Annotated in this window: 12 protein-coding genes; 6 read left to right on the top strand and 6 right to left on the bottom strand. The window is 45.5% G+C overall.

Translation table 11 applies throughout. The features are described 5' to 3' along the window. Positions 1–49 precede the first annotated feature (49 nt). Entirely contained in the window at positions 50–691 is a 642-nt protein-coding gene (locus BQ7997_RS13680) for a carbohydrate-binding family 9-like protein (protein WP_073346906.1), read from the top strand. Positions 692–783: 92 nt separating this feature from the next. Here the strand turns inward: BQ7997_RS13680 and lpxA are convergent, their stop codons facing one another. The 5 genes from lpxA to lacZ form a co-directional block, all read right to left on the bottom strand. Beyond that, positions 784–1,554, bottom strand: a complete 771-nt coding sequence (gene lpxA / locus BQ7997_RS13675; protein ID WP_022137037.1) for an acyl-ACP--UDP-N-acetylglucosamine O-acyltransferase — start codon at positions 1,552–1,554, stop codon at positions 784–786. Positions 1,555–1,578: 24 nt separating this feature from the next. Then, positions 1,579–2,964, bottom strand: a complete 1,386-nt coding sequence (locus tag BQ7997_RS13670; protein WP_073347417.1) for a TolC family protein — start codon at positions 2,962–2,964, stop codon at positions 1,579–1,581. A gap of 11 nt (positions 2,965–2,975) precedes the next feature. Further along, a complete protein-coding gene (locus BQ7997_RS13665; protein ID WP_073346905.1) occupies positions 2,976–6,410 on the bottom strand; it encodes an efflux RND transporter permease subunit in 3,435 nt (1,144 codons plus the stop codon). A gap of 16 nt (positions 6,411–6,426) precedes the next feature. Continuing rightward, complete coding sequence (locus tag BQ7997_RS13660) at positions 6,427–7,602, bottom strand: efflux RND transporter periplasmic adaptor subunit (RefSeq protein WP_022137034.1); 1,176 nt, start codon at positions 7,600–7,602, stop codon at positions 6,427–6,429. A gap of 191 nt (positions 7,603–7,793) precedes the next feature. Next, on the bottom strand, positions 7,794–10,901 hold the full coding sequence (lacZ, locus tag BQ7997_RS13655) for a beta-galactosidase, LacZ type (protein ID WP_073346904.1): 3,108 nt from the start codon (positions 10,899–10,901) through the stop codon (positions 7,794–7,796). Between the two features lie 1,370 nt (positions 10,902–12,271). Between lacZ and BQ7997_RS13645 the strand changes: the two genes are divergently transcribed. Together BQ7997_RS13645 and BQ7997_RS13640 are read left to right on the top strand one after the other, a co-directional pair. Further along, complete coding sequence (locus BQ7997_RS13645; RefSeq protein ID WP_044653561.1) at positions 12,272–14,182, top strand: Ig-like domain-containing protein; 1,911 nt, start codon at positions 12,272–12,274, stop codon at positions 14,180–14,182. Continuing rightward, positions 14,133–15,002: a DUF3108 domain-containing protein gene (locus BQ7997_RS13640; protein WP_022137029.1), complete on the top strand. Its 870-nt coding sequence runs from the start codon at positions 14,133–14,135 to the stop codon at positions 15,000–15,002. Before BQ7997_RS13645 ends, BQ7997_RS13640 begins: the two co-directional genes overlap by 50 nt. A gap of 116 nt (positions 15,003–15,118) precedes the next feature. Here the strand turns inward: BQ7997_RS13640 and BQ7997_RS13635 are convergent, their stop codons facing one another. Then, the gene (locus BQ7997_RS13635; protein WP_073347416.1) at positions 15,119–15,529 is read right to left on the bottom strand and encodes a PaaI family thioesterase; all 411 of its coding nucleotides are present in this window, start codon (positions 15,527–15,529) and stop codon (positions 15,119–15,121) included. 144 nt (positions 15,530–15,673) lie between these two features. On the opposite strand from BQ7997_RS13635, the gene BQ7997_RS13630 reads away from it, so the two are divergent. From BQ7997_RS13630 to BQ7997_RS13620, 3 genes are all read left to right on the top strand, one after another. After that, the gene (locus BQ7997_RS13630; protein WP_073346903.1) at positions 15,674–16,876 is read left to right on the top strand and encodes a glycoside hydrolase family 88 protein; all 1,203 of its coding nucleotides are present in this window, start codon (positions 15,674–15,676) and stop codon (positions 16,874–16,876) included. 127 nt (positions 16,877–17,003) lie between these two features. Then, positions 17,004–18,554, top strand: a complete 1,551-nt coding sequence (locus BQ7997_RS13625; RefSeq protein ID WP_073346902.1) for a sulfatase family protein — start codon at positions 17,004–17,006, stop codon at positions 18,552–18,554. 153 nt (positions 18,555–18,707) lie between these two features. After that, positions 18,708–21,569 carry a chondroitinase family polysaccharide lyase gene (locus BQ7997_RS13620; protein ID WP_073346901.1) on the top strand — a complete coding sequence of 954 codons (2,862 nt, stop codon included), beginning with the start codon at positions 18,708–18,710 and terminating at the stop codon, positions 21,567–21,569. Positions 21,570–21,638 lie beyond the last annotated feature (69 nt).

The raw sequence follows: 21,638 nt of genomic DNA, 5'->3' as shown, positions 1-21,638 counted from the left end.
CCTTATTAGAAGAAAGTAACTATATTTGTATCATTCAAACGAAAGATATATGAAAGTAAAGAAAATTAGTGCGGCTAACGTGGAGGCTTGCTCGCTTCCTAAATTATTCGATGAAGAAAAAATTGATTTTCAAGCCATTCAGTGCGTCAACTGGGCTGAATATCCTTACAAACCCAAAGTAAATTTCCGCATAGCTCACACGCAGGACTCTATTTTATTGCATTTCAAGGTAAAAGAAGAGAGTGTACGTGCCAAGTATAGCGAGGATAACGGTTCTGTATGGACAGATTCTTGTGTGGAATTTTTCTCCATACCGGCGGGTGACGGAATCTATTATAATATAGAGTGTAACTGTATCGGAACGATCCTGATTGGTGTCGGACCTGCCCGTAACGGTCGCGAGCATGCTCCGAAGGACGTGACAGCACTTGTACAACGCTGGTCTAGTTTGGGCAATGCGCCTTTTGAAGAACGCGTTGAAGAGACTAATTGGGAAGTCGCCCTGATTATCCCTTATGCTGTATTCTTCAAGCATCAGATTGATTCACTCGATGGAAAGGAGATAAAAGCTAATTTCTACAAATGTGGTGACGAATTAAAAACTCCTCATTTCCTTTCATGGAATCCGATAGAGATTGAACAGCCGGACTTCCATCGTCCCGATTTCTTCGGTACACTGGAATTTGAATAGTCATCTTAACGATAATGCGTCATCCATCTGTAAAAAAGAAGGGTGACGCTTTTCTTTTGCATCACCCTTTCCTTTATAGATAGTAACTTTGTTTATTTCACAATACCTCTTTCCGAGTTCTTCACGAAGTTTACGATTGTTTCGATTTCCTCGCTCATCGGCACTTGGTCGATAATCTTCTGTACCGCATCCTGAACGCTGAAATTGCCTTGATAAATCAGGCGGTAAGCATTGGCAATGTGACGCAGGATTCTTTCCGACGTGTTGCGATGTTGTGACAGAACTACGGCGTTCACTCCGTGGTATGCCACCGGATTTCCGGACATGATGACATATGGCGGTACATCTTTGGATATACGGCATCCGCTTTGTACCAGCGTCCAGCTGCCGATGTGGCAGTATTGATGCAGAGTGACGTTACCGCTCAGGATAACGCAATCGTCCAGTGTACATTCTCCTGCGATAGTGGTACCGATACCTACCACGCAGTTGTTGTTAATCTGCACGTCATGGCATAGATGCACTTTATCCATCAGGTAGTTGCCGTTCCCTATTTTAGTAGCGTTTCCGGCAAAAGTGGCACGGCTGATAACTACATTTTCACGAATATCATTGTTATCCCCGATAATCAGGCTGCTTTCTTCTCCCGTATAGTGGAAATCTTGCGGTTCCGCTCCCAGGACAGCATTTTGATGTACTTTGTTCCCTTTTCCCATTTTAGTACCTTGCAGGATACTGGCATAAGACATGATGACACAGTCATCTCCGATTTCCACATTCTTTTCGATGTAGGCAAACGGCAGGACAGTTACGTTCTTGCCTAATTTTGCTTCGGGGTCTACGTAAGCTAACGGACTAATCATAATAGTATAAGTTTAAAGTTATTCTTATCTTCCACCACCCAATGCCTGATAAAGGCTTACTACAGCCTGCATTTGGTCAAAGCAATCGGAAACCTGAGAGATTTGCGCGCTCAGGTATGACTGTTGTGCAGACAGTACTTCCAGATAGGTTGAAGTCCCTAAGTTAAACAATTCTTTGGTATCTTCCGAAGCTTTTTTGGCAGATTCTACCTGCATCCGGCGGGATTCCACCTTTTCACTGGTCTTTTGGTATAAACTTAGCGCATTGCTGACTTCACTTCCGGCATTCAACAGTGCTTGCTGGAAGGAGAGCTTCGCCTGTTCTTCCTGAGCTTTGGCAGTTTTCAGGCGGGCGATATTCTGGCCGCGGTAGAAGAGCGGCTGAGTCAGTGAACCGATGGCAGAAGCCAACAGCTTGCCCGGATTGATTATCGCGCTTCCGGCACTGTTTGTCCATCCTGCCGAACCGCTGAGCGTAATCTGCGGATAGAAAGCGGCACGTGCCGAATTTGTATTATAGTAACAGCTTGCCAAAGACATTTCGGCAGCTTTTACGTCCGGACGGTTGGATAACAACTGGATAGGTATGCCTGCGGAAAGTTCCGTGGGAAGTACTTGTGCTTCCAATACACCCCGCTTGATGGCGTGGGGAGCTTCTCCCAGGAAGGTAGACAGGGCATTTTCCGTTTCGCGGATGCTCTGTTCGATACCCGGAATACTGGCAAGTACCTGTGCATAAGCAGCCTTACTTTGTTCAACTCCTGCCGAGTTGATATTGTACATGGCAGCTTCTTTCATCGCTTCCATCGTTTCCGCGTTCTTTTTCAGGATTTCAGCCGTAGCCTTGGTTATTTCCAACTGGCGATCCAACATCATTAATGTATAATACATATTGGCGACATTGGAGATAACCTGTGTCTGTACTGCCTGACGGTAAGCCTTCACCTGCTTCAAGGTAACCTGCGCATTTCGTTTGGAGTTCAGCAATTGGCCGAACAAATCGACCTGCCAACTGGCTGTCACAGGCAATGAGTACGTTTTTGTGGCCGCATTCTTGTCAAAGCTGCTGATTGTTCCTTGCGGAGACAATCCCAATGACGGGGCATAAGCCAGGCGTGCCGACATCAGGGACGCTTCCGCCGCTTTCACATTCTGGGCGGCTGACAAGAGGTCAGTGTTTTGTTTCAGTCCCGTTTCGATGAGAGACTGGAGTTGTGGGTCGGTGAAGACTTCTCTCCACGGCAGGTTACCGAAGTTGGCGGTATCCGACACCAGTGTATCATTCTCCGCTACCGGATCACGATACAGGCCGGAAGTTGTAACGTCTTCGGGTCTGTCATACGACTTATAGATGTGGCAACTGCTCAGGAGAGCAGTTGCGCACAACATATATAGAATCTGTTTCTTCATATCGAATTTCATTATTTAGCGTATTGTTCAATCTCAGTTACGGCATCCGTATTGTCAATATCTTCCCATTCCATCGGTTTCACCTTCTCTTGCAAGTACTGGAAGATTACGAACAGCGCAGGAACGATGAAAATCTGACAAATCATACCGATTAACATACCGCCGATAGAAGCAGTACCCAGTGTGCGGTTACCATGAGCACCTACACCAAAGGCAAACATCAACGGAAGCAGTCCGACTACCATCGCCAAAGATGTCATCAGGATAGGACGGAGACGGGCACCGGCACCCAGTACGGCTGCCCATGTAATGCTCATCCCCATCTTACGACGGTCGAGGGCGAACTCTACAATCAGGATGGCATTCTTCGCCAACAGACCCATCAACATGATTAACGCAATCTGCATGTAGATATTGTTGGACATCGTGCCGAGAATCATCTTCAACATCGAGATATTACCGATGGCACTTACTCCGTTCACGAACAGGAAGCTGCCCAGCAGACCGAACGGAACTGACAGCAATACCGCCAACGGAAGTATGTAGCTTTCATACTGTGCACTCAGCAACAGATAAACGAATACGAAGCAGAGGATGAAAATCAATCCGGTAGCGCTTCCACTGCTCTGTGCCTCTTCACGTGCCATACCACCCAGTTCGTAGGTATAACCTGCCGGAAGATTCTGGGCAGCTACTTCCGCCAATGCAGTCAGTGCCTGTCCGGATGTATAACCACTGGCAGGAGCTACCATCACTTTCATGGAAGTGTAAAGGTTGAAACGGCTGATGATATCCGGCCCATATACTTTATCAATAGTAATGAATTGGGCGATAGGAGCCATTTCGCCGGCATTGTTGCGCACCTTGATATTCTTCAGCGATTCCATATTCTTACGCGATAACGGGTCTGCCTGAATCATTACACGGTACATCTTACCGAAACGGTTGAAGTTGGATGCATACAGACCGCCGTAATATCCCTGCATGGTAGTAAGGATGTCACTCGGGCTGATGCCTGCTTTCTTACAAGCCGCCGCGTCAATGTCAATCATATATTGCGGGAAGTTCGGGTTGAACGTTGTCTTTGCCGAGTTGATTTCAGGACGGGCTTCCAGTGCGGCCGTATAGTCGTTGACTACGTCGAAGAACTTGTTCAGGTCGCCACCCGTCTTATCCTGCATGTTCACCTCGATATCCGTAGATGCCGAATAACCCGGAATCATCGGCGGAGCAAAGAACAATACCTGTGCTTCCTTGATGATTTTTTGTGCACGCATATATAAAGAACCTACTACAACGTCGGAGTTCTGTATCATCGAACGTTCATCCCAGTCTTTCAGCTTGATGATGAAAGAACCGTAGGACGGTCCCTGTCCACCGATGAAACTGAAACCGGAAATCAATGTGCGTGAAGCCACGGCAGGGTCAGCGGCAATCAGGCTGTCTACACGTGCGAGAATCTCTTCCGAGTGGTCTTGTGATGTGCCCGGCGGCAAAGTTACGGCTCCCATCAGCGTACCGGTATCTTCGTTCGGCACCATACCTGTCGGAGTGGTGTTCATGAAGAACATAAGCAATACGATGGAAGCAACGACCAGTCCCATGGACAACCACTTCTTCTGGATGAAGAACAGTACACGCTTCTTATACCGTTTCAAGATAGATTCATACGTATCGTTGAACCTGTTCTTGAATTTATCCGTGCTCATTCCGATGAGTGCCAAGATACTGAGAAGTATGAAGATGGCAGTAATTACCGGATTGATATTGAAAAGACCGAAAATCATACCGAGAATGGCAACAAGCGTGAATGTAAGTGTAATTCCCGGATGCAACATCTTTCCGATAGCCTCGGTATATCTTTTTATCATCGTTGTATGAGCTGCCTTATAAGCAGTTTTCATACGCTCCTTCAAAGGCGGAACCTCTTCGGAATCTTCCCCTTCCTTCTTGTGCGGTTTCAGAAGAACGGCACACAAGGCGGGACTTAATGTCAAGGCGTTCAAGGCGGACAGACCGATAGCGATGGCCATTGTCATACCGAACTGGCGGTAGAATGTTCCTGCCGTTCCACCCATGAAACTTACCGGAACGAACACAGCCATCATGACCAGTGTAATAGATACGATAGCGCCACCCAACTCGTTCATCGCGTCAATGGAAGCCAGACGGGCGGAAGTGTAGCCCTGGTCAAGCTTGGCATGTACACCCTCGACGACCACAATGGCATCGTCGACCACAATCGCAATGGCGAGCACAAGCGCGCATAACGTCAGCAAGTTCAAACTGAATCCTACTAAAGACAATACGAAGAATGTACCGATAAGGGCTACCGGAATGGCAATAGTCGGAATCAATGTGGAACGTAAGTCCTGCAAGAAGATGTATACTACGATAAATACCAGTATAAATGCCTCAATCAATGTTTTCAATACCTCATGGATAGAAGCGAACAAGAAGTCGTTGGCATTCATGGAAACGTTTATCTTCAAGCCGGCAGGCAATGTCTTGGACGCTTCATCCAGTAATACCTGAATGTCACTGATAGTCTGTGTAGCGTTCGTTCCCGCCATCTGATAAACGATACAGGTTACGGCCTTATGACCGTTTACACGGTTGGTAAAGTTGTATCCCAGACGGTCTAACTGGATTTCGGCGATATCGTTCAGGCGGAGCACTTCACCGTCGGGCAAAGACTTGATGACGATATTCTCGAACTCTTCCGGCTGTTGCAGACGTCCTTTGTAACGGATGGTGTATTGGAAAGTCTGGTTACTGCGTTCACCGAATTGTCCCGGAGCAGCTTCCACGTTCTGTTCTGCCAAGGCTGCGGATACATCACCCGGAACGAGCTTGTATTGTGCCATTACGTCCGGACGCAACCAGATTCGCATGGAGTAGTCCTGCCCCATCACAGAGGCGTCACCTACACCCGGCACACGCTGAACTTGCGGAATCAGGTTGATTTTTGCGTAGTTCTCGATAAATGCTTCCGTGTATGTATCGGTTTCGTCGTAAAGGGAGAATACCACGAGCATGGAAGTCTGGCGTTTCTGTGTTGTCACGCCGACTCTGGTTACTTCGGCAGGAAGCAGTCCCTGTGCCATGGATACACGGTTCTGTACGTTTACGGCAGCCATGTCCGGGTCTGTTCCCTGTTTAAAATAGATGGATATGTCACCGGCACCCGTATTGGATGCGTTAGAGGTCATATACATCATATTTTCCACACCGTTGATTTGTTCCTCAAGCGGAGCGATCACGGAGTTCAATACGGTTGACGCGCTGGCACCCGTATAAGTCGCCCTTACCGATACAGTAGGGGGCGCGATGTCCGGATACTGGGTGATAGGCAGTGTTGCCAGTCCGATAGCACCCAGAATGACTATCAAGATGGAAATAACGGTTGATAGTACCGGACGGTTAATAAAATTATCTAATTTCATACGGTTATCTAAGTTATTAATTGAAAGCAGTAGCTAAATTTCCTTCGCGTTGGTCTTTCAAGTGCTGTTGATAGTTCGCTTCTTTCTGGGCGGGTGTGATAGGTTGTATAGTCTGGCCGTCCTTCAAAGTCTGTACGCCTTCGATAACGATTTTGTCTCCTGCGTTCAAACCGGAAGTAACGAGATAATCTTTTCCGTTATCCAGGTTGAAGATACCGATTTCCGTATATTTCACCGTATTGTCCGGTTGCAGGACGTAAACGAACTTCTTGTCTTGGATTTCTTGAGTTGCAGACTGCGGGATGCTGATAACATTATCCATCGTGTAAGGAATCAGCACGTTTGCCGTACCACCACTACGCAGGATATGTTCCTTGTTCGGGAAGATAGCGCGCATGCTTACAGAACCGGTGCTCTGGTCGATAACTCCCGTGATGGCGTCTACTTTACCTTCAATGCTGTATTCGGTACCGTCAATCAACTGTAACTTAATGGCCGGTATTTTGCTGATTTCTTCTTTGATAGTGCTTCCTGACTTTGTCATGGCTAACAACTCTTTTTCTGTCATAGAGAAATATACGTATACCTCTTCGATTTCAGAAACGGTAGTCATCGGAGTAGCGATGGAAGGGCTGACCAATGCTCCCAGGCGATAAGGAATATCATTGATTACACCGTCAGAAGGACTTTTCACTTGTGTGAAAGAGAGGTTTTGCTGAGCGGTGGTCAACTGTGCCTGAGCTTGTGCCAGTTGTGCCTGAGACTGTGCCAATGTGTTTTCAGCCATTGACAGGTCATAGTCACTGATGATGTTCTTTTTGTTCAGTTCACGTTTGTTGTCTACAGTGATCTGTTGGGTACGTACGGCTGCTTCTGCCGTTGCGACTGCTGCTTTGGCTGTGCGTACCGCCGCTTCGTATTGGGTGGGGTCGACAATGAACAAAACTTGTCCTTTGCGCACGCTTGCCCCTTCGTCTACACACAGTTTGGTGATGAAACCGGAAACCTGCGGACGGATTTCTACGTCTTGTTTACCTTTAATGGTAGCCGGATAAGCTGTCGTTAGATTTGCAGTTGACTTTTGTAACTCTTGTACTGCATATTCCGGGGCTTTTCCCGTGTCATTGCCCTTATTGCCGCAACTAGAGAGAAGGGCTAAGCAAAATGCAAATAAAACAATTCTACTTTTCATACTTCTTATTTATCTGTTTTTTAAAATTATGCGTTTTGTTGCACGTGTGTCATTCTCTTGTATAGAGGGGGGATTTAAGGAATAAAAGCCGGAAACTAATTCCATTAAATCAGTTTCCGGCTGCAAAAGTACTTTAAATTCGGTATTCTTGTACTCTGATACCGTGTTTTTTAACTATGTTTTTTACTTCATTACTTCAGTTTATGAGATACGGGTGTCATTATGAAACTGAATTCATAATCCTGATAGGGAAGGCGATACTTTTCAAGTGGTATAGCTCCCCAACTGTTGACGCATGCCAGTCCTGCCTGTACCTTGTCAATGCAGAAGTTTGTAAAGTTTGCTTTTTCAACTTCCGGTGAGTGGCGCTGGTCTTTAGCGTCGCCGTCATCCAGTGATTCGATGGTATAGTTCAGCGCAGAAGCGGAGAACGGAGCTTCAGAAACGAACTGCAAGCCGTTGCCGCCGATGTTCAGTAGTCTCCACCAACGGATGTCGGTCTTTGTTCCTGTTTCCTGCGGACGGATATACGGATAGAACTGTTCTTCTACCGTCTGGCGGTATTTGCCAAGTTTGGCGCCGTGGTTACGGTCGGAATAGTTCTCTACCGGGCCGCGTCCGTAATATTCTACCTCGTTGAAGTTGACAGGCATACGCATCTGCATACCAAAGCGGAACATTTCAGAAACTTTCTTGCTCTTGTCAGCTTCCATTCTCTGGGTGACTTTCACTGCTCCCTTATTATTAATGGTATAAGTGAGGAATAATTTTCCGCCTACCGACTTCATGTCATATTCTGCACGAACCACAGCCTGGTCGTTTTCAACGGCGTGTTTCAGGGAAGTAAGTTTCAGTTCGGGATTCTTCCATACTGCGTATTTGCGTTGCAATCCTGCTCCGAAGTCATTATCGGTCGGCGCACGCCAGAAGTTGGGAGTCAGTTCGCTGCCGTCTTCCATCATCTGCATCCCGTTCACGTCGTAACGGCAGAGATAACCGTTGTGCTTGTTGAAGTCCATAGAGAAGTTTTCACCCTTAACAATCAGGTAGTTCCGGTCGTTGTCCAGAATAGAGGGCACAATAACCGGAAGATTGGAAGCCTGTACGTTTTCCAGTTTGAGTTCCGGTGCTTTGTAGTCGCGGATGCTCAACTGCTCGTAAGCGATGGCAGTTCCTGCCGGCAACAGCGATTCGGCGGCTTTCAGTTTATAGCTGACATTGAGCAGCAACTCCTTGCAAGGACAGATATTCTTCGTATCAATCGGGAGTTGTACTTTTACAGTTTGTTGGGGCGCTACTTTCAGGTCGGATACGATGCCTGTCTGCACCACTTCCCCGTTTGCCAGTAACTGCCATTCCATATAGTATGCGGACAGGTCACGGAAGAAGTATTCGTTGAAGATGTTGATTTCACCTTTGGCGAGGTCGGCGGGAGTAGTCCATATGTCCTGGTAGAAATAAGCCACTTCGTAAGCATGCGGATTAGGCACGCGGTCGGGGCTGATTAAGCCGTTGTCGTTGAAGTTATTGTCCGAACCGTCATATTTGTTGAAGTCGCCGCCGTAGCCATAGATATCTACTCCGTCTTTATTCTTCCAGTGGCAGGACTGGTCTACGAAGTCCCAGATAAAACCGCCCTGGTATTTCGGATACTTGCGGATGATGTCCCAGTATTCCTTGAATCCGCCTTGGGAGTTACCCATCGCGTGTGCGTATTCACATTGGATCAACGGTTTCTGAATGTCGCCTTCACAATATTTGATGCAGGCTTCATAGCCATAATACATCGGACAGAAGATGTCTGTAAATTCACTGGTGCGTGCCTGTTCGTATTGTACGGCACGTGTCTTGTCCTCATTCTTGATCCAAGTGTAGCATTTTTCAAAGTTCGGCCCCATGCCGGCTTCGTTACCCAGTGACCAGAAAATGATGGACGGGTGATTATAGCCGCGCTGTACGTTACGCTGGTTGCGTTCCATATGAGCTTTGGCGTAGATCGGGTTCTTTGCCAGTGTCTGGTCACCATATCCCATTCCGTGAGATTCCACGTTGGCTTCGGCCACTACGTAGATACCGTATTGGTCGCAAAGGTCATACCAGCGGTTGTCGTCCGGATAGTGGCAGGGACGTACGGCGTTGATATTAAGTTCCTTCATTACCTTGATGTCCTGCAACATACGTTCGAGGGAAACCACATAGCCGCCGTCCGGATCCATTTCGTGACGGTCGGCTCCCTTGAAGAGTACCGGCTGACCGTTTACAAGTATCTGTCCGCCTTTCAGCTCAATCTTGCGGAAACCAACCTTGACGGGAATTACCTCTACTGTGCTGTTCCCGTTTTTCAGGGTAGCGGTCAGTGTATAAAGATTGGGTGTTTCGGCCGTCCATTTGGCAGGATTGGAGATATTCAGTGTAGTGTTCAGTTTGCCCGAACCTTTCAGGTCGGCGGTAGCTATATTGTTACCTTGGGCATCTGTCAGGTCTAAAGCAACAGTTCCACTTCCTTTCAGGTCAACGGCAATATCCAACGTAGCGTCTTTATACTGGCTGTCCAGATCAGGCGTTACACGGATGTCCTGGATATATTTTTTGTCGCGTGCGTAAAGATAGCAGTCGCGTCCTACACCGGAGTAGCGGAAGAAGTCCTGATCTTCTAGATAACTGCCGTCGCACCAGCGGAATACCTGGAAAGCGATCACATTTTTGCCCGGTTTCAGGTAGTTGGTCAGGTTGAATTCGGCTTCCAGTTTGCTGTCTTCGCTATATCCTACGTAGCGTCCGTTCACCCACAGGTACATATTGGAAGTGACTGAACCGAAGTGGGCGAAAATCTCTTTCCCTTTCCAGTCGGCAGGCAGGATGATTTCTTTCCGGTAAGAGCCTACGTGGTTGTTTTCTGTCGGAACGTACGGCGGGTTGTTCTTGAACTGGCTTCTCCAGGCATATCCTACATTTACGTAGATAGGGTCGCCGTAACCGTTCAATTCCCATACGCCGGGAACTTGAAGGTCGTCCCATCCTTTGTCATTGAAATTAGTCTGGTAAAAGTTGGTCGGACGTGCTTCGGCATGTCTCACCCAGTTGAATTTCCAAAGACCGTTCAGGGTCATGAAATTTGCGGAATTTTCCTTGATACCGGCCTTAGCTTCATCAGCCGATGCGTAAGCAAAGTAATTAGTGTGCATAGCGGAGCGGTTTACGGAATTCACTTCCGGGTCTTTCCACTCATTGAAGCTTTGCGCTTGAATCGCTGTCAGTCCCAATGCAGCCAAGCAGCAGGAGAGTAGTTGTTTCTTCATGGGTTTTTTGTATTAGGTTTGAATTTCGGGAGCCAAAGATAAGGATTATTTTAATGAGGGAAGGGCAAAAAATCATTCAATTAAGGCTAGTTTTTAATAAATTAAGTATGTTGTCGGTATTAATCTATGCTTATTATCAACGATGAAGCGGGTAATCAATCTATTACTATTATTCGGTGTAATAAAATGAATAAGGTGGAAAGTGAGAATGTTGTGGCCGATAAAAACGTTCAGTTGACCGATATGCTAGTCGATATGTTGACCGATATTAATAGGGCGAAATTAGAGGAACTCTCCAATTATCTTATTTCTCATGGGCGGATAGACAATGCGACCCTTGAGTGTAATACTTGTTCCGGTCAATTCTACTACTAAATAATAAAAGTGAAAAACAGCTTTCAGCTTTCAGTCCTTCAAAAAAGCCCCTTTTCATCGAAAGTTTCGGCTGAAAGCGCACCTGAATGCAAAAGTACATAATTGGGGCTTCTGTTTTGATTCTATATCTACTTGTAACAAAGGTTCTGTTTTAGCAAAACGGAGCTTGCTTTTCATTCAATCAGAGCCTCTGTTTCACCAAGATAGAGCCTCTGTTCTGTTCAGCCCACGTGCCGATGAGTTTCAGCTCACAGATAAGTAATCCTAAGCCCACGTGCCATCCACTTTAGGCCACGTGCTGAATATATAGATTTACCGGCAAGCCTGAAAGCGCTGAATGCACTCCCCCCTGATTACAACATACTACAGCAGGGGATGTCTTTTTTCGCTTTCAGCCGCTATCTCCTTATAGCAAGACGTTTGCAGACAAAACTGAAACGACTGAAACCGGATAATAGCGTAAAAATTCAATAAGAGGGTTTGGACAAGATTAGACCCGCATAGCTGAATAATTGAAGTCAATTTCTTTATATTTAGCACTTCAGTTGACTGATTTTTGTACTTGAAGCAATCAACTCCAGTACTTCAATCATCATTCTCTTGTACCGGAGTTGTTCATCTGTAGTACTTCAATCGCACATATATAGTATATACTATTCATTCAAGCTCATTATATCTGATATGGTTTGCCTGAATCAGTAGCCTATATTTTATTTACTATTTACTCGTTGGATGGTGTCAGCATCCACATCTTCTGCTGCATCCAGACTTTTGCAGTTCATTCTCGGACGTAAGCAACCAAGAACACCTGACTGCACCGACAATCCTTTATTCATGTTTGTATTCGTTTTAGGCAAGAAAACTAATTATATTAGTGGGAAAAGGAAATAAAAAATTCATGGCGATAGTTTATTGTACTAAGCTTCCCTTTCGTTTTTTAATAAATTAGCTAGAAAGTGTGGTGTTTATTGGATAAGAACACTTATTTTTGCACCATGTTACAGTTTGAGAATCAAAAGATAAAACAAATAGTAAGCAAGGCGCTTCCGGTAGTGACGCTGGTTGCCATGCTATATTCCTGCGCCAGTATCGGGCGACCGGACGGGGGGCCTTATGATGAGACTCCACCCCGTTTCATAGGCAGTACTCCTGCTGCCGGTGCATTAAATAATGAAAGGACGAAAGTTTCTTTGTTATTTGACGAATTTATAAAGTTGGAGAAAGCGACGGAGAAAGTGGTTGTTTCTCCACCTCAGATACAGCAACCCGAAATAAAGGCTTCCGGAAAGCGGATACAGGTGAACCTGCTTGACTCTTTGAAGCCGAACACTACTTATACCATTGATTTCTCGGACGCCATTGTCGATAATAATGAGGGTAATCCGTTGGGTAACTTCGCGTTTACCTTCTCTACCGGTGCACAGATTGATACGATGGAAGTGTCCGGAACGATATTGGATGCATCCAATCTGGAACCTATCAAAGGTATCCTGGTCGGACTGCATTCCAACCTGAACGATTCGGCTTTTAACAAATTGCCTTTCGACCGTGTGGCGCGTACGGACAGTCGCGGGCGCTTCTCTATTCGTGGCATAGCTCCCGGCAAGTACCGTATCTACGGCTTGATGGATGCCGACCAGAACTTCACGTTCAATCAGAAGAGTGAGGTGATTGCTTTCCATGATTCGCTGATTATCCCCCGCATGGAAGAACGCATCCGTATGGATACGGCTTGGGTGGACTCATTGACTTACGATACGATTGTAGAGAAGAAATATATGCATTATCTGCCGGATGACGTGATTCTCCGGGCTTTCAAGGAACTGAACTATTCGCAATATCTTATCAAGTCCGAAAGGCTTGTGCCGCATAAGTTTACTTTCTATTTTGCAGGCAAGGCAGACACTCTGCCTGTGCTGAAAGGATTAAACTTCGATGAAAAGGACGCCTTTATCATCGAGAAGAATCAGCGGAACGATACGATTCATTATTGGGTAAAGGATTCTTTGCTATTCAAACAGGATACGCTTGCCATGAGTTTGACTTATCTTTATACCGATACCTTGAATCAGTTAGTACCCCGTACGGATACCTTGAACCTGGTTTCAAAACAGAAATATAAGAAAGACGAGCCGGAAAAGGAGAAGAAGAAAAAGAAGAAAAAGAAAGATGAAGAGGAAGAGCCGGAACCGACGAAATTCTTGCCAGTAAATGTCAGTGCGCCTTCGTCAATGGATGTATACGGTTATATCTCCCTGAACTTCGAGGAACCGATAGCCAGCTTTGACAGTGCGGCCATTCATCTGCGTCAAAAGGTAGATACGCTTTGGCAGGACATACCGTTCGAGTTTGGACGGGATTCTCTGAACCAGAAGAAGTTTAATCTGTATTATGATTGGGAGCCGACTTTTGAATATGAGTTTGAAGTAGACTCTACGGCTTTCCACGGTATATACGGCTTGTTTACCGATAAGATAAAACAAGGGTTCAAGGTACGTAGTGAAGATGAATATTTCACGCTTCATTTCAACGTGACCGGAGCTGATTCTCTGGCATTCGTCGAACTGCTTGATGCGCAAGACAAGGTGGTTCGTAAGCGGATAGTGGAGAAGGATGGAATGGTTGATTTTTACTTCCTGAATCCGGGGAAATATGCGGCCAGACTGATAAACGACACAAATGGAAACGGAGAATGGGACACGGGGGACTTTGCAAAAGGTTTGCAACCGGAAGCGGTCTTCTATTATCCGACCATATTAGAGTATAAAGCGTTGTGGGACGTGACACAACCGTGGGATATTCATGCGACCCCTGTGGATAAACAGAAACCGGATGAGCTTAAAAAACAAAAACCAGATGAAGACAAAAAGAAAAAAGATAGAAATAACCAGAACAGGCGTCGCTAACTTTCGCCGTAGTCTGATTATCGGAACTGTGGCATTACTGATGGGAATTTTCGCCCTTCCCGCCAGTGCCCAATGTGAGGCGAAGAATGACGCATTTCAATCCGGCGAACACGTGATGTATGATTTGTACTTCAACTGGAAGTTTGTCTGGGTGAAAGCCGGACTTGCCAGTCTGACGACCAATGCGACTACTTACCATTCGGAACCGGCTTACCGGATGAACCTGCTTGCTTTGGGCAGCAAACGGGCGGATTTCTTTTTCAAGATGCGTGATACGTTGACTTGCGTGATTGGCGAGAAACTGGAGCCGCGCTATTTCCGTAAGGGTGCCGAGGAAGGAAAACGTTATACAGTGGATGAGGCTTGGTTCTCGTATAAGGATGGACTTTGCTTTGTCAACCAGAAACGTACGTACAGGGATGGAACGTTTGATGAATCGGAAGCGAGTGACAGCCGTTGTATATATGATATGCTGAGTATTTTGGCTCAGGCACGCTCTTATGATCCTACTGATTATAAAGTAGGAGAGAAGATCAAGTTTCCGATGGCTACGGGACGTAAGGTGGAAGAGCAGACGCTTATCTATCGCGGAAAGGAAAACGTAAAAGCCGAGAACGGAGTTACTTACCGTTGTCTGATATTCTCATTGGTTGAATATGATAAGAAAGGGAAGGAAAAGGAAGTCATTACTTTCTTTGTGACGGATGACCAGAACCATCTTCCGGTTCGTCTGGATTTGTTCCTGAACTTCGGATCGGCAAAGGCGTTCTTGAATGATGTTCGGGGGAATCGACACCCGTTGACTTCCATTGTAAAATAACGTAAAGAATCAGGCACGGATTTCACGGATTACACGGTTTTTATTTAATTGTAACCGTGTAATCCGCGAAATCCGTGCCTGATATATATATATTAACGGTTTACTTTGATTTCTTTTTATTCTTCTACCTCAAAAGGTACTTTCTGGTCTTTCCTGAATACACTGGATTCAAAAGTGGCAATCAAATCTCCATTCTGATTGGTAATATCTACCTGATAGCAACCTGTGCTCCGGCCGATGTAGCGTTCGCGTGCTTCGGCATAAAGAGTGTTACCCGGGCCGCTTGCACGTAAGAAAGTGATAGTGGATGAAAGGGAGAAGGCGAGTGTGCCATGCGAGTTGGCGGCTGCTGCGAGAGCGAGGTCTGCCAACGTAAAGATGGCTCCGCCTTGTGTACGGGCACCTGCATTCAGATGTTCGGGCATTATTTCCAACTTGGCTTTGCTGTATCCTTTGCGTACTTCCAGCAGGACTACACCTGCATTTTCAGCGAAAAGGTCGTTTTTGAAGAATTCTTGTGGGCTCATAATATATTTATTGTATTTCGATATTTCTTTTGCAAATGTACCAAAATTGTCCCTCATTTGGATTATTTAGGTCGGTCTATTCTCTTGAAATGCACTATTTTTGCAATCAAGAAAATTAATCACTTAACAAATAATCCCTGTATTATGAAAACAATTCTTAGCGCATTAGGATTTTCCCTTTTGATCTTTACGAGTTGCGGTGGACAAAAAAAGCTTGAAGTAGACTTTATTCAGGACAACATCGACAACGCAGTGGCACAGAACACGATTCAAACGGATATTATCGAGAAATCCGGCAAGGTTCTGAATCCGAGAACTATCAACGAAGACGGCAGTATATCTTATATACCTATTGAAGATTGGTGTTCTGGTTTCTATCCTGGTAGCATGTGGTTGACTTATAACCTGACCGGAGATAAGAAATGGTTGCCGCTGGCTGAAAAATATACGGAAGCTCTTGATTCTGTGAAGTATCTGAAATGGCATCATGACGTAGGATTTATGATTGGTTGCAGCTATCTGAACGGATACCGTCTGGCTGACAAGAAAGAATATAAGGATGTGATTGTCGAAGCAGCCAAGTCACTCTCTACCCGTTTCCGTCCGAATGCAGGTGTTATCCAGTCATGGGATGCAGATAAAGGCTGGCAGGGAACACGTGGATGGAAATGTCCGGTGATTATTGATAATATGATGAATCTCGAACTGTTGTTCGAAGCAACAGCTTTCTCCGGTGATTCTACTTTCTACAATATTGCAGTAAAACATGCCGATACGACTATGGCACACCATTTCCGTCCGGACAACAGTTGCTATCATGTCGTAGACTACGATCCCGAAACCGGAGAAGTGCGCAAGAGACAAACTGCACAGGGATATGCTGATGAATCGGCTTGGGCTCGCGGACAGGCTTGGGCTCTTTACGGATATACTACTTGCTATCGCTATACGAAAGACAAGAAATATCTCGACCAGGCTCAAAAGGTATATAATTTTATCTTTAACAACAAGAATCTGCCGGAAGACCTCGTTCCTTATTGGGACTATGATGCACCGAATATTCCGAATGAACCACGTGACGCTTCCGCTGCGGCTTGTACAGCTTCTGCCCTTTACGAATTGGACGGTTATCTGCCGGGCAACCAGTACAAGGAAACTGCTGATAAGATTATGGTAAGCCTGGGTTCGCCCGCTTATCGTGCAGAGGTGGGTACCAACGGCAACTTTATCCTGATGCATTCGGTGGGCAGTATTCCTCACGGTCAGGAAATTGATGTTCCTCTGAACTATGCCGACTATTACTTCCTGGAAGCGCTGATGCGCAAAAGAGATCTCGAAAAGAAATAAATCTCATTGATATGTACAGTGAACGGTAAATGATGAACATAGGCTTCTGTATATAGCTTGTCCATCGTTCACCGTTCATTTGTTTATTATCTTTATTATAAACCGTTTATCGTTAACTATCATTATCATGAATAAACCTATAAACCTTTTGGTAGGTGGTCTGACTTTGTTTGCGGCACAGGGTTGCAAGGCCCCGAAGCAAGTTGTGGAACAAGCTGAGCATCCCAATATTATCTATGTATTTCCCGACCAATACCGTAACCAGGCAATGGGATTCTGGAGTCAGGACGGATTCCGGAATAAAGTGAATTTTCAGGGCGATCCTGTTCATACCCCCAATCTGGATGCATTTGCCCGCGAATCCATGGTGTTGTCTTCTGCACAGAGCAACTGCCCGCTGAGTAGTCCTCATCGTGGAATGTTATTGACCGGCATGTATCCCAACCGGAGCGGCGTGCCTTTGAACTGTAATTCTACGCGTCCCATCAGTTCTTTGCGTGAAGACGCTGAATGTATCGGTGATGTGTTCAGTAAAGCCGGTTATGACTGTGCTTATTTCGGAAAACTTCATGCCGATTTTCCGACCCCGAACGACCCCGAACATCCGGGACAATATGTAGAATCCAAACGTCCGGCATGGGATGCCTATACTCCGAAAGAACGTCGTCACGGATTTAACTACTGGTATTCTTACGGTACGTTTGATGAACATAAGAATCCTCACTATTGGGATACGGACGGCAAGAGACACGACCCGAAAGAATGGTCGCCTTTGCATGAATCGGGCAAGGTGGTTTCATATTTGAAAAATGAGGGTAACGTGCGCGATACAAAGAAGCCTTTCTTTATTATGGTAGGCATGAACCCGCCTCATAGTCCGTATCGTTCTTTGGACGACTGTGAAGAGCAGGATTTCAACCTTTACAAGGATAAACCTTTGGATAGCTTGCTGGTTCGTCCGAACGTAGACCTGAAGATGAAAAAGGCAGAATCTGCCCGTTACTATTTTGCTTCCGTAACGGGAGTTGACCGTGCCTTCGGTCAGATTCTGGAAACGCTGAAAGACTTGGGACTGGATAAGAATACGGTTGTTATCTTCGCTTCCGACCATGGCGAGACGATGTGCAGCCAGCGTACCGAAGACCCGAAGAACTCGCCTTACTCCGAATCAATGAATATTCCGTTTATCGTGCGTTTCCCGGGCAAGATTCAACCGGGAGTAGATGACTTGCTGCTTTCATCACCGGATATTATGCCTACTGTGCTTGGCTTGTGCGGATTGGGTGATTCTATTCCGGCAGAAGTGCAAGGGCGTAACTTCGCTCCTCTTTTCTTCGATGAAAAGGCGGAAATTGTCCGCCCGACGGGTGCGCTGTATATCCAGAATCTGGACGGTGAAAAGGATGAAAACGGATTGGTACAGACTTATTTCCCTTCTTCGAGAGGTATCAAGACCGCACAATATACCTTAGCCTTATATATCGACCGCAATACGAAGCAGCTAAAGAAGAGCCTTCTGTTTGATGACTTGAATGATCCTTATCAGTTGCACAACCTGCCTTTGGAAGAAAATAAGGAAGTAGTGGAGCAACTCTATCGCGAAATGGGTACTATGCTGAAGGAAATTAACGACCCTTGGTACACGGAAAAGATTCTGTCGGACAGAATTCCTTATTAACAGAAACCTATGTAGTTGAATGAAAATTTAATTTAGACAGAAAAACAAAAGAATATAAAGGCTGTGTTTAGATAGTTATTTTTGCTGTTTATAGAATTATTGTTCTATCTTTTGTTCTTATGTTCTTCTGTCTAAAAATTAATATGCGATTGAATGAAAAATACTTGTTTCATTATACTATTATTGCTTGGAAGTATCTCTTCCGCTTTTGCCCAATTCATCGGCTTTGAAGACGGAGTCCCCGAAGTGTTCAACGTTTCGGGAAAAGGAGAACTGAAAGCATCCTCTCTCTTTTATAAAGAAGGGGAGAGCAGCCTAGAATGGGATTTTCAACCCGGTTCTGCTTTAAATGTTCAAATCTCTCCTTTATCACTCAATGCGAAGAAAGAGAAGCAGTTCGGCATTACTTTGTGGATTTATAATGAGAAACCGCAGCAGGATTCTATTCGTTTCGAGTTTCTGAATAAGGCGGGCGAAGTCTCTTATTGGTTCTCTTATCATTTGCAGGCAGCCGGTTGGCGTGCGTGCTGGATTTCTTTCGAGTATATGAAAGGAGAGAAGAACGACAAGAATATCGTTGCTTACCGGTTGGTTGCTCCTCAACGGAAAGGACGTATTTTCCTTGACCGTCTGACTTTTCCTGAGAAGAAGATGAATCTTCGCACTACTCCCGACCAGCAGTTGCCGTCCAATAACGGCTTGTCTAATCGTGACCTCTGGCACTGGTGTCTCGTATGGAAATGGGAACAGCAATCTTATGATACTCCATTATCCTCTAAATTGACCAGTCAACAGAAGAAAGACCTGAAAACTATCGAACAACGTTTGACGGACTTTCTGGAAGTGAAAAAAGTACCGCAAGGGCAGATTAATGCAGCCTACAAAACGTTTGAGAAAGCAGCCATTCATCCGTCTGCTGCCGGGACAGGTTTTGTGGGGGCTCCTATTGTTGCTCCCGATGAGCTGGATAAGAAAAAAGGAGAGATGTCATGGAATGATATTGAGACCATGCTTTCCGGTTTTGCGCTTGATGCCTATTATAATCAGAATGAAATATCAAGGAAGAATTACTTTACAGTATTCGACTATGCCATAGATCAAGGGTTTGCATTCGGCAGCGGTATGGGAACGAATCATCATTATGGTTATCAGATCCGTAAGATATATACCACTGCCTGGTTGATGCGTGATGTGATTTATAAACATGCTCACCGTGATGCTTATCTGTCTACACTGCGTTTCTGGGCTGCTTTGCAGGAGACTCGCCAACCATGTTCACCAACGCGTGATGAGTTGTTGGATTCCTGGCATACATTGCTGATGGCGAAGTTTATTTCCGCCATGATGTTTCCCGATGCAAGGGAACAGGAGCAAGCGTTGGGCGGTTTGTCACGCTGGCTGTCTTCTTCCTTGCGATATACGTCGGGAACGATTGGTGGTATAAAGGTAGACGGCACTACTTTCCATCACGGTGGCTTTTATCCGGGATATACAACCGGAGTACTGGCTACGGTGGGACAATTTATAGCCTTCACCAATGGCACAGGTTTTGAGCTTACGGAAGATGCCCGCCGGCATATGAAGTCCGCTTTTATCGCCATGCGTAATTATTGTAATCTTTATGAGTGGGGGATAGGTATCAGTGGTCGTCATCCTTTTGGTGGAAAAATGGGGAGCGATGATATTGAAGCATTTGCCAATATTGCTTTGTCGGGCGATTTGTCAGGTCAGGGGAATACGTTCGACCGTGGTCTGGCTGCTGATTATCTACGTCTTGTACGCAATGGAGATACTCCGAATGCACGTTTCTTTAAGAAAGAAGGCATCAAAACCGCCCAAGCTCCACAAGGATTCTTTGTTTATAACTACGGTTCGGCAGGTATTTTCCGCCGTGCGGATTGGATGGTGACACTGAAAGGATATACGACTGATGTATGGGGTTCTGAAATCTATGTGAAAGATAATCGTTATGGACGTTACCAAAGTTATGGCTCGGTACAGATTATGGGAAAAGGAAACCCCGTATCCCGTGCCGGAAGCGGTTTTGTACAGGAAGGCTGGGACTGGAACCGTTTGCCGGGTACGACTACCATTCACTTACCTTTCGAACTGTTGGATAGTCCGCTGAAAGGAACCACAATGGCTCATTCCAAAGAGAACTTTTCGGGTAGCAGTTCGCTGGATGGTAAAAACGGTATGTTTGCCATGAAACTGATGGAAAGAGGTTATGAGAACTTTACGCCTGACTTTGTTGCCCGTAAATCAGTATTTTGTTTTGACAACCGGATGATTTGCATGGGGACAGGCATAACCAATAGCAACGCGGATTATCCTACGGAAACGACCCTTTTCCAGACAAAGTACAATGGAAAAGATTCTAAAGTAGGAGATGATAATTATTGGCTGCATGATGGCTATGATAATTATTATCACGTGGTTGACGGAAATGTTCGTACACAAGTTGCGGAGCAGGAATCACGTCATGAAAAGACTCGTGCGGTGACAAAAGGAACATTCTCTTCTGCGTGGATAGAGCATGGTAAGGCTCCGAAGGATGGAACATACGAGTATATGGTTCTGATACAACCCTCTGATTCTGATTTGGATGAACTTCGTAAAGCTCCTGCCTATGAAGTTTTACAGCGCGATCAGACTGCTCATGTTGTGTATGATAAGAAAACAGGTATTACAGCCTATGCTGCTTTTGGGACTTATCAGCCTGAAAGTGACAAGTTGATAGCTTCTATTCCTGCGGAAACGATGGTGATGTATGCCAAAGAATCAGCCAAAGGTATTCGATTGAGTATCTGCGACCCGAACTTGAACATCAAAGAAAAGGCTTATACGACAAAAGAGCCTAGTCGCCCTATTCGTAAGGAAATACGTCTTAAAGGACATTGGACATTAACGAACCCAATGGAGAATGTTCAGTTGGAACAACAAGGGGAAAATACTGTATTGTCAGTGACTTGCCAGCATGGACAACCTGTTGAGATACTAATGGATAATAAGTGATTAGTGAATAAGTAAGAGAAACAACTTTAAAGGGGTATTAGTTATTATATGTTTCTATGAAAAAAGAGA

It is taken from the genome of Bacteroides congonensis (assembly GCF_900130125.1).
Taxonomy (GTDB): domain Bacteria; phylum Bacteroidota; class Bacteroidia; order Bacteroidales; family Bacteroidaceae; genus Bacteroides; species Bacteroides congonensis.
This window is presented reverse-complemented; position numbering and strand designations above follow the sequence as displayed.

Coding starts and splice junctions, on each gene's coding strand:
- BQ7997_RS13680 (WP_073346906.1), top strand. CDS start 50: ATGAAAGTAAAGAAAATTAGTGCGGCTAACGTGGAGGCTTGCTCGCTT.
- lpxA (WP_022137037.1), bottom strand. CDS start 1,554: ATGATTAGTCCGTTAGCTTACGTAGACCCCGAAGCAAAATTAGGCAAG.
- BQ7997_RS13670 (WP_073347417.1), bottom strand. CDS start 2,964: ATGAAGAAACAGATTCTATATATGTTGTGCGCAACTGCTCTCCTGAGC.
- BQ7997_RS13665 (WP_073346905.1), bottom strand. CDS start 6,410: ATGAAATTAGATAATTTTATTAACCGTCCGGTACTATCAACCGTTATT.
- BQ7997_RS13660 (WP_022137034.1), bottom strand. CDS start 7,602: ATGAAAAGTAGAATTGTTTTATTTGCATTTTGCTTAGCCCTTCTCTCT.
- lacZ (WP_073346904.1), bottom strand. CDS start 10,901: ATGAAGAAACAACTACTCTCCTGCTGCTTGGCTGCATTGGGACTGACA.
- BQ7997_RS13645 (WP_044653561.1), top strand. CDS start 12,272: ATGTTACAGTTTGAGAATCAAAAGATAAAACAAATAGTAAGCAAGGCG.
- BQ7997_RS13640 (WP_022137029.1), top strand. CDS start 14,133: ATGAAGACAAAAAGAAAAAAGATAGAAATAACCAGAACAGGCGTCGCT.
- BQ7997_RS13635 (WP_073347416.1), bottom strand. CDS start 15,529: ATGAGCCCACAAGAATTCTTCAAAAACGACCTTTTCGCTGAAAATGCA.
- BQ7997_RS13630 (WP_073346903.1), top strand. CDS start 15,674: ATGAAAACAATTCTTAGCGCATTAGGATTTTCCCTTTTGATCTTTACG.
- BQ7997_RS13625 (WP_073346902.1), top strand. CDS start 17,004: ATGAATAAACCTATAAACCTTTTGGTAGGTGGTCTGACTTTGTTTGCG.
- BQ7997_RS13620 (WP_073346901.1), top strand. CDS start 18,708: ATGAAAAATACTTGTTTCATTATACTATTATTGCTTGGAAGTATCTCT.